Source organism: Magnetococcales bacterium (genome assembly GCA_015231925.1).
In the GTDB taxonomy this organism is placed as follows: Bacteria; Pseudomonadota; Magnetococcia; order Magnetococcales; family JADGAQ01; genus JADGAQ01.
Genome location: JADGAQ010000168.1, coordinates 1 through 9,534, shown reverse-complemented (window position 1 = coordinate 9,534; position 9,534 = coordinate 1). Strand labels below are relative to the sequence as shown.

6 protein-coding genes and 1 pseudogene are annotated in these 9,534 nt (G+C 61.9%); all 7 read left to right on the top strand.

Going from position 1 to position 9,534, the window contains the following annotated elements:
• Positions 1-260: 260 nt before the first annotated feature.
• The 7 genes and pseudogenes from HQL56_15505 (at position 261) to HQL56_15475 (ending at position 9,439) form a co-directional block, all read left to right on the top strand.
• A complete protein-coding gene (locus HQL56_15505; protein ID MBF0310925.1) occupies positions 261-1,184 on the top strand; it encodes a GGDEF domain-containing protein in 924 nt (307 codons plus the stop codon).
• A 283-nt stretch (positions 1,185-1,467) separates the two neighbouring features.
• Positions 1,468-1,839, top strand: a complete 372-nt coding sequence (locus tag HQL56_15500) for a type II toxin-antitoxin system RelE/ParE family toxin (protein ID MBF0310924.1) — start codon at positions 1,468-1,470, stop codon at positions 1,837-1,839.
• The gene (locus HQL56_15495) at positions 1,836-2,159 is read left to right on the top strand and encodes a helix-turn-helix domain-containing protein (GenBank protein MBF0310923.1); all 324 of its coding nucleotides are present in this window, start codon (positions 1,836-1,838) and stop codon (positions 2,157-2,159) included. Before HQL56_15500 ends, HQL56_15495 begins: the two co-directional genes overlap by 4 nt.
• A 1,312-nt stretch (positions 2,160-3,471) precedes the next feature.
• Positions 3,472-5,844 (top strand): response regulator, encoded by a 2,373-nt coding sequence (locus HQL56_15490; GenBank protein ID MBF0310922.1) that lies wholly within the window; start codon positions 3,472-3,474, stop codon positions 5,842-5,844.
• Between the two features lie 524 nt (positions 5,845-6,368).
• On the top strand, positions 6,369-6,746 hold the full coding sequence (locus HQL56_15485; GenBank protein ID MBF0310921.1) for a response regulator: 378 nt from the start codon (positions 6,369-6,371) through the stop codon (positions 6,744-6,746).
• A gap of 12 nt (positions 6,747-6,758) precedes the next feature.
• The gene (locus HQL56_15480) at positions 6,759-7,139 is read left to right on the top strand and encodes a response regulator (protein MBF0310920.1); all 381 of its coding nucleotides are present in this window, start codon (positions 6,759-6,761) and stop codon (positions 7,137-7,139) included.
• Positions 7,140-7,183: 44 nt separating this feature from the next.
• A pseudogene (locus tag HQL56_15475) lies at positions 7,184-9,439 on the top strand (EAL domain-containing protein).
• Positions 9,440-9,534: the final 95 nt, after the last annotated feature.

Sequence of the window (9,534 nt, the reverse complement as noted above, 5' to 3'; positions counted from 1 at the left end):
CGCACCCCCTCACCACCCGCACCATCCGGACGACCCGCTGCGGACCGCGGGGGGGCAAGGGGGGGCCTCATCCCCCCATCCGTAAAACGTGCCAATGCCGCCAAGGGTCGGGTTTTCCGGAACAAGCCTGACTGCCGTATCCTGTTCCGCAAAAAATTGCGCTCATTCATGAAAATATCTTGCCAAAATCCCGCAGACAGGAGGATCATTTCAAGCCAACTGATAGTGAGATGTATCCGCATCAGATGAGGAAATAGCGCATGGACCAACCGGATGACGATTATTGCTGGGAAATGATTCTCGACACGCTTCGGGAGGGGGTTTATGTCACCAATCGCGAGCGAAAAATCACCTTCTGGAACAAAGGGGCGGAAGAGGTTACCGGGTATGAACCGGAAACCGTGATGGGTCGGTCGTGTCGGGACAATCTGCTGGAACATTTGGATTTTAACGGGGAGCCGCTGTGCAATTCGGGTTGTCCCTTGACCCAGACCATGCAAAGCGGGGAGCAGGTGGAGGTGGAGGCCTATCTGGTGCATCAGGAGGGTCATCGGGTTCCGGTGTTCATTCGCACGGCACCGGTAACGGATGCCCAGGGGCAGATCATCGGGGCGTGCGAGGTATTTGGCGACATCAGTTCACGCATTGCCAATTCAGTGAAACTGCGGGAGTTGGAACGGCTGGCCATGGTGGATCACCTGACCCAGTTGGCCAACCGCCGCTATACGGAGTTGAAGCTGGCCGAACGGGTGGCGGATGTCCGTCTCACCCGGATTGGTGTCGGGGTGATTCTCTACGATATCGACCATTTCAAGCAGGTCAATGACACCTGGGGCCACGATGTCGGGGACCGGGTGATCAAGATGGTTGCGGAAACGTTGCGCAGCAGTGCGCGGCGTCCGGATTTGCTGGGGCGCTGGGGCGGAGAGGAGTTTCTGGAGATACTGCCCAACATTACTCCGGAGCTGTTGATGGAGGTGGCGGAACGCAATCGCATGCTGGTTGAACGTTCCCGGCTGGATTTGGAAGGAGGCAATGCCTTGCGGGCCACGGTTTCGCTGGGGGTTACCATGATTGACCCGGAGGACGATTATGGTGATTTATATCGGCGCGTGGACGGGTTGTTGTATTCAAGCAAGCAAAGGGGTCGAAACCGGGCAACGATGAACGAGATAAGGATTTAATGCCGCATGGATACGGGTGTTAGATAATCCAAGGATTTGTTGAGAAGTCACAGGGTGGCCAGAGCGTGTTAACAATCGTCCGATTTAGGTTCCTGGCAAGACGCAAGACGGTGAGAAAGCAAAGTGTAGTCCTCTATCAGAATCTACAGAAGCCTTCCGAACCGGATTGCAACGCCTCCAGGGGCCAAACAGGGCGATTGTCAACCGGCACTGACCGTTGTGAAGAGCCTCTCCGGAGGGAAGTCTCTTGCCTGGCCATGACACTTAGTGATATAGTTGGCTCATGAACCGACTGTTCAAAACCCGATACTTCGCTCGCTGGCTGCGCAAGTCCCCTTTGGATGACAGGGACTTGATTCGGGCTGCGGAGGAAATGGCGCGGGGTCTGATCGACGCCGATTTGGGAGGCGGTGTCGTCAAGAAGCGGGTGGCTCCCCCCGGACAAGGCAAGAGCGGCGGCGTCCGTGTTCTGGTTGCGACACGGCGGGGAGGCAACTGGTTCTTCCTTTTCGGCTTCGAGAAAAACGACCGCGCCACGGTTTCCCCTCGGGAACTTGCGGCACTGCAAGCCCTGTCCTCCGATCTGCTGGGATTGACCGAATCCCGGCTGGAGGAGGCTCTGGCGGACGAACGACTGGAGGAGATCCAAAAATGAGCGATGCAAAACGCACGGTCAGTCCGCTGTTGAACGCCCTGCATCAAACGGCGCTGGATCTTCGAGCCGGAGGATTGATCGACAAGCGCCGGATGATGGAATACGAGGCCCTGTGCCTGGAACCGGTTCCGGAATTCGGAGGGGAACGGATTCGCGCCCTGCGGGAGAAATACCGGCTCAGTCAGGCGGTTCTGGCCTCGTTGCTCAACACCAGCCTCTCCACCGTGCGACAGTGGGAGATCGGCGCCAAACATCCGGGAGGACCGTCGCGAAAGCTGCTGGATCTCCTGGAACGGAAAGGGTTGGAAGGCGTGATCTGAAAGAAGGATAAGGCCATCGGTCCGAAATACCGGGGTCCGGTGGGGATAATCCCCCCCGGACCCCCGTCTATCCTCCCGTATCCCCTCCCGACACCCCATCACACTCCACGCCGCTGACACCGGAGCAATGCCGCATCCGGCCTTCCCGCCCATACTCGTTTCACAACGCATCAATCTTCTCCGAATACCGCGCTGGCGACAGAAGACGGAATGATAACACGAATCAGATTCGTTTGTATAACGAACGACACTGATGAATGATATATTCCGCACACATCAAACGGATCCTTCCATAAATATAAAATAACGATTTGCATTGGCATCCCCCAACACCCAAGGCGCGTCTCCCCCCGGAAGCCCAGGAAATTCCGTAACTATTGAGTTGACGAACAGGGTTGAAATTCGTATGATCTCCGTGTAAAAAATTTATTTATACAGTAAAAGAGCGATAACCTTAAAATTTGTAACTTCACGCCATGCATACATTATTTTAGATGTTTGCGGAGGCCGGAATGTTCGCACCCGACACAGGCCTGACCTTGCGAGGACGTTTGTTATTGTTCGTCGCGCTGACGGTGCTTCCCGCCTTCGGTCTGCTCGGATATTCCTACTGGGAAGAGTGGGTCACGGCCAAGGCGGAAGCCGAACGGCAGACCCGGCAGTTGGCCGTCTTCGTGGCCGAGGAGCAGGGTCGGCTTGTGGCCAATGCCCGGCTGATGCTGAACATCCTCTCCAACCTGCCCATCGTGCGCGACCCGGTTCCGGGGGAAGCGTGCAACGAGACGATGGCGCGATTGCGACAGCAGAATCCGCTGCATGCCGACATCGGCGTGGTGGATGCCCGGGGCAATCTGCAGTGCAGCGCCGTGCCATTCGACGCCCCCATCAATTTTTCCGATCGGGAATGGTTCAAACGCGCCGTGGCCACACGCGGTTTCGCCGTGGGGGACTATCGCCCGGGGCTTTTGGCCAAGGTTCCGGTGATCAACGTGGCCCTGCCGCTTTACGGCGAGGATGGCGCGTTGCGGAAGGTGGTATTTTCGCCGCTGGCCCTCTCCTGGTTCGAAACACTGGCCGCCGGTCTGCCGCTGCCCGACGGCACCCGCATGTCGATGGTGGACTCCCAGGGCACGGTGCTGGCGCGGCATCCCGACCCCCATCCCGAGGTGATGGGCAAACCGGCCCTGGAAAAGGGTCATATCGATGCCCTGCTTCAACAAGGCTGTCAGGGCTATTTCGAATTTCGCGGCGATGACGGGGTGCTGCGCCTCAACGCCATTCATCCCCTGCTGCATTTCGATACACCGGGGTCGTGTTCCTACGTGCGCGTCGGGATTCCCCGGGTCACTCTCAACGCGCTGATCAGGCAGCAACCGGGGCGCAACATGGGGGCCATGCTGGGCCTGGGCCTGCTGATGGCCCTTCTGGCCTGGTTCGGCAGCGAAGGGCTGGTCCTGAAGCCGTTGCGCACCCTGACCGGGCGACGCGCCGCTTCGGCGAGGGGGATCTTTCGGCCCGCACCGGGCTGCCCCACGACGGGGCGGAGATCGGGCAACTGGCACGCGGCTTCGACGAAATGGCCACGGCCCTGCAGGAGCGCGAAGAGCGGCTGGTGGCCGGGGACCGGGCCCTGTTCCGGGCCAATCGCGCCCTGACGGTGCTGAGTTCCGGCAATCGCGCCATGTTGCGCGCCATCGACGAGGCCACTTTGCTGGAGGAGATGTGCCGCGTGGTGGTGGAAAACGGCGGCTACACCACCGTCTGGATCGGCTTCGTGGAGCGGGATCCCGCCCGCTCCCTGCGGCTGGTGGCCCATTTCGGCTGCGCCGCCGACAGCATCGATCCCCGTTGTCTGACCTGGGACGAGGCGCGGGCCGGGGGTTGTCCCGTCGCCGCGGCGGTCTGTCGCGACGAGGCGGTGGTGGAAAAACACCCCTCCGGAGAGACCACGGTGCTGGCCCTGCCCTTGCGCAACGAAGAGGGCGTCTTCGGCGTCATGACCCTGCATTCCTCCGATGGCGAGGTGTTCGACGGGGACGAAATCGAACTGCTCGGCGAGGCCGCCGCCGACGTGGCCTACGGCATCGGCAAGCTGCGGGATCAGACCCGGCGCAAGCAGGCGGAAGAGGCCAACCGCATCAAGTCCGAATTCCTGGCCAACATGTCCCACGAGCTGCGCACGCCGCTCAACGCCATCATCGGCTTTTCCGAAGTGTTGAAGGACAACCTGGTCGGCGAACTGACCCCGCCGCAACGGGAGTACATCACCGACATTTTCAGCAGTGGTCGCCACCTGCTGTCGTTGATCAACGACATTCTGGACATCTCCAAGGTCGAGGCGGGCCACATGTCTCTCGATCCGGAGGATGTCAACGTCGCTTCGCTGCTGGAAAACAGTCTGGACATCGTGCGAGAGCGGGCCGGCAACCATCATCTGACCCTGTCGCGGGAGGTGGAGGAGTCGTTGCCGGCCATTCGCCTCGATGTGCGCAAGACCAAGCAGATCGTCTACAACCTCCTTTCCAACGCGGTCAAATTCACTCCCGACGGGGGGCGCGTCATCTTGAGGGCGCGTCGTCTGGCACGCTCCGAGGTGGAAGCGTGGCACTCCCCCCGCTCCAACGCCATGCGTTGGCCCTTGCCGGTCAACGCCTTCGACACCTTCCTGGAAATTTCGGTGGAGGACAGCGGCATCGGCATCACGCGGGAGGATGCGCCGCGCCTTTTCAAGCCGTTCAGTCAGATCGACTCCTCTCTGTCCCGCCGTTACGAGGGCACGGGACTGGGCTTGGCCATGGTGATGAAGATGGCCGAGCTGCATGGCGGCTGTGTGGCGGTGGCCAGCGAGCCGGGACAGGGCAGTTGTTTCACGGTATGGCTGCCCTGGCGTGAGACCGACGCCGCTCTTGCGGAAGCGGAGCCGGTCCCCGCGCCGGTCGGTGGCGGCCATGCCCTGATCGTCGAGGACAACGACGAGGCCGCCGCGCTGCTCAAGCTGCAACTGGGGACGGCGGGAGTGGTCTCGCAACGGGTGGTCAGCGCCGAGGCGGCTCTGGCGCTGCAGGAGACGTTGCAGCCCGCGGTGATCATTCTGGACATCTTTCTGCCGGGCATGGACGGGTGGGATTTCCTGCACACCATCAAACAGCCCGGCTCCGCTTGGGCGGGGGTTCCGGTGGTGATCGTCTCCATCGTGACCGACAGCCGCAGTGGTTTTGCCCTCGGGGCCTCGCGCATGTTGCAGAAACCGGTGGCGCGGGAGGAGCTGATCGGGGCGTTGCGTCATCTCGGCTTCCATCACGTCGATGGGCCGCCGTGCAAGGTGTTGATCGTGGATGACGATCCGAAGGCGGTCGAGCTGCTGGCGGCCTATCTGGCCGAGCCGGGGTATGTGGTGTTGCGGGCTTACGGCGGCGCCGAGGGCATTGCCATGGCGCGGAGGGAGAAACCCGATCTGGTTCTGCTGGATCTGCTGATGCCGGGGGTGACGGGCTTCGATGTGGTGGAGGCGTTGCGGCATGATCCGGAGACGGTGGCGATTTCCATCATCGTGGTGTCGGCCAGGCAACTTACGGTGGAGGAGCATGCGCTGCTCAACAGCCAGGTGGTGGCCATCCTGGACAAGGCGGAGTTCAATCCGGGGTATTTCATGGCGGAGGTGCGCCGGGCGCTGATCGATAAATAATACGGGGGTCCGGGGGGGATTATCCCCCCCGGCGGGGTTCGGGGCAGCGCCCCGAGGTGTTGACTTGGCCGTTGACGTAGCGGTCCGCTGCAGCCGATGAAATCCCCAAAGCCGCCATCCCGCAGCCAACGGATTTATCGCTGCGGACCGCGAGGGGGCAAGGGGGGATTCATCCCCCCATCCGTTGACGTTGACTTTCAGCCGTTGCCCCCTCCAGGGGCGGGGCTTCCGGGGCTATACCCGATTCTGGTTTGCTGGCACGTTCAAGGATGGGGGGATGAGGCCCCCCCTTGCCCCCCCGCGGTCCGCAGCGGGTCGTCCGGGTCGTGCGGGTGGTGAGTTGCTGCGCTTTCCTTGATGCTGCGGACCGCTTACGGCAACGGCTGAAACCTCGGGGCTCCGCCCCGAACCCCGCCGGGGGGGATAATCCCCCCCGGACCCCCGTATGACTTTATCTCGACACTCCGAGGTAGGGCGGTTCACATATACCTAACGAAAGTACCTCGCCAGGGAGAAACATCGACATGCCCGCCCAGGTTCTCATTATCGAAGACAACCCGGCCAACATGAAACTGGCCGTCATGCTGCTGCAAACCCTCGGCGTCACCATCCTCCAGGCCGAAGACGCCACCACCGGCCTGACCCTGGCCCGCACCCACCACCCCGACCTGATCCTGATGGACATCCATCTGCCGGGCATCGACGGCATGGCCCTGACCCGTCAACTGAAACAGGAAGAAGAGACCAAAACCATCCGCATCATCGCCCTGACCGCTTTGGCCCTGAAAGGCGATGAAGAACGCATTCGGGCCGCCGGCTGCGACGGCTATATCGCCAAACCCATCCAGTACAAGCTCTTTCTCTCCACCATCAAAGAGATATTGGACTCGTCATCCAACTGAAAGGATCCCCCCATGCACCGGCAGAAACATATCCTGATCGTCGACGATGACGCCCGCAATCGCAAGTTGATGGAAACCCTGCTGCACGCCGACGGCTACACGGTGCAATGCGTCCAACTCGGCGCGGAAGCCCTGGCCAGCGTGGCCATCACCACGCCGGACCTGATCCTGCTGGACCTGATGATGCCGGGCATGGACGGTTTCGAGGTGGTGCGCCGCCTGAAAGCCGACGACACCTCCCGGAACATCCCCATCGTCATGGTCACCGCACTCGGGGACGAGTCCTCCCGCGCCCGACTGGCCACTGCGGGGGTTTGCGACGTACTCATCAAACCCATCTCGCGCTGGGATCTGAAAAACTGTCTGGACAAGATACTGGGTGGCACCCCATGACCACCGACGCCGTGGAACTGGTGCGCCGCAACCGGCTTTACGCCATGCTGAGTCGCATCGACCGCACCATCGTGCGGGCCGACAACCCTGACGCCCTCTACGCGGCCAGTTGCCGCATCGCCGTGGAAGCCGGCGGGTTCAGTCTGGCCTGGATCGCCCTGAGCGTTCCCGGCCAGGGCCACCTGCAGCCGATAGCCCACGCCGGCGTGCCCGTCTCGGAACTGACCCCCCTCGGTCGTATCGTCCCGGACGACGCAGCCGGGCCCGATCCCGCCGCTCGGGCGGTGGAGGAGGCCCGACCCGTCATCCTCAACGACCTCTTCGAGGAACCTTGCACCACCCCCTGGCGGGAAGCCGCCGTGCGTTGGAACATACGCGCCTGCGCCGTTTTCCCCCTGCGTCAGGGCGGTGAAGTGACCGGTGTATTCGTGGTGGGCGCCGCCGAATGCGGCTTTTTCACCTCCGCCGAGGTCCAACTGCTCACGGAGGTGGCGGAAGACATCTCCTTCGCCCTCGATGTCATCCGTCTGAAGGAGATTCGCGCCACCGACCAGGCCAAGATGCAGTATCTGACCTATTACGACGCCCAAACCGGTTTGCCGGGCCGCTTTCTGTTCGAAGAACGTCTCAGGCAGAACCGGGGCGGCGCCGTGATGGTGGTCAACCTGCGCCGCTACCACGGTGCGCTGCAGGCTTTGGGACAGGATGCCGGGCTCGGCATCGCCCGCATCGTGGCCAACCGGCTGGAGTCGATCCTGCCAACGTTTTTCGTGGGCCGGGTCAAGGAGTCCAAATTCGCCATCCTGCTGGAGGAGCCCCTCGATGCGCCCGCGGTCGAAGCCATCGCGCGGCAGGTGCAGCGCGCGATGGCCGAAAGGGTGCAAACCGGGGGACAGGAGATCTTCCTCGACCCTTTCGTCGGCATCGCCCGCCGCACGCCGGAGCAGCCACCGGGCTCTCTGCTCAAACAGGCCATGGCCGCGTCGGCCACTCCCCCCCGGGAGACGGGCGACATCTGCGCCTTCTTCCAAGCGGACATGGAGCGGGAGTCCCTGCAGCGTCTCGACCTCGATACCGCCCTGCATCGCGCTCTGGAAAACCGGGAGTTCGTGCTGCATTTTCAACCCCAGCTCAATCTGCAGAGCGGGCGCGTGGTGGGCGCGGAGGCGTTGTTGCGCTGGGACCGGCCCGGTTACGGCCTGGTGCCGCCCGCGGATTTCATTCCGCTGCTCGAAGAGACGGGGCTGATCGGCGAGGTTGGCGCCTGGGTTCTTCAGGAGGCCTGTCGTCAAACCCGGCAATGGCAGGATGAGGGGTTGCCGCCGATCCGCATGGCGGTCAATCTTTCGGCGAGGCAATTCCAGGAGGGGGATATTCGCGCCCTGGTGCGTCAGGCCCTGGACGAGACCGGCCTCGACCCCCGATGTCTGGAGCTGGAGTTGACCGAAGGGGTGGTGCTGCACAACACCGACTCGGTGATCCGCACCCTGCACAAGCTCAATGCCGACGGCGTCACCCACGCTCTGGACGATTTCGGCACGGGCTACTCCTCCCTCTCCTATTTGCAGCGTTTGCCGGTGTCGCGGCTTAAAATCGACAAATCCTTCGTCACCCATCTCACCTCCAATCCCGCCGACGCCGCCATCATACGCGCCATGGTGGGCATGGCCCACAGTCTGGGCATGCAGGTGATCGCCGAAGGCATCGAAGACGAGAGCCAGATGGTTTTCCTGAGGGAGTTGGGTTGCGAGGAGATGCAGGGTTTCTTTTTCAGTCGCCCGCTGCCCGCCGAGGCTTTCGCCGCCCTGTTGCGGGAGGGTCGTTCCATTCCCCCCGTTCATCGCGACGAACACGAGCAGGTATTGCTGCTGGTGGATGACGAGCCGGCTATTTTGTTGGCCATTCAACGGGCCTTGCGGCGGGATGGTTATCGCATTCTCACCACCACCAGCGTTCGGGAGGGGTTCGATCTTCTGGCCAGTCAACCGGTGGGGGTGGTGATTTGTGATCAACGCATGCAGGAGATGGCGGGCACCGAGTTTCTGCGGCGCACGCGGGAGCTTTATCCCGATACGGTGCGCATGGTGTTGTCGGGTTACACGGAGCTGAATTCGGTGATTGATGCGGTCAATCGGGGGGCGATTTACAAGTTTCTCACCAAGCCGTGGGAGGATGATTTGTTGTCGCAGAGCATCAAGGATGCCTTTCATCTGCATGAGTTGCGAAGGGAGAACCGGGAGATGTCGCGGCGGCTGAGGGAGTTGGAGGGGGGATAGAGAGATAGAGAGAGAGAGAGATAGAGAGAGAGAGAGAGAGAGAGAGAGAGAGAGAGAGAATAAGTAATACGGGGGTCCGGGGGGGATTATCCCCCCCGGCGGGGTTCGGGGCGGAGCCC

Coding starts and splice junctions, on each gene's coding strand:
- HQL56_15495 (MBF0310923.1), top strand. CDS start 1,836: ATGAGCGATGCAAAACGCACGGTCAGTCCGCTGTTGAACGCCCTGCAT.
- HQL56_15500 (MBF0310924.1), top strand. CDS start 1,468: ATGAACCGACTGTTCAAAACCCGATACTTCGCTCGCTGGCTGCGCAAG.
- HQL56_15480 (MBF0310920.1), top strand. CDS start 6,759: ATGCACCGGCAGAAACATATCCTGATCGTCGACGATGACGCCCGCAAT.
- HQL56_15505 (MBF0310925.1), top strand. CDS start 261: ATGGACCAACCGGATGACGATTATTGCTGGGAAATGATTCTCGACACG.
- HQL56_15485 (MBF0310921.1), top strand. CDS start 6,369: ATGCCCGCCCAGGTTCTCATTATCGAAGACAACCCGGCCAACATGAAA.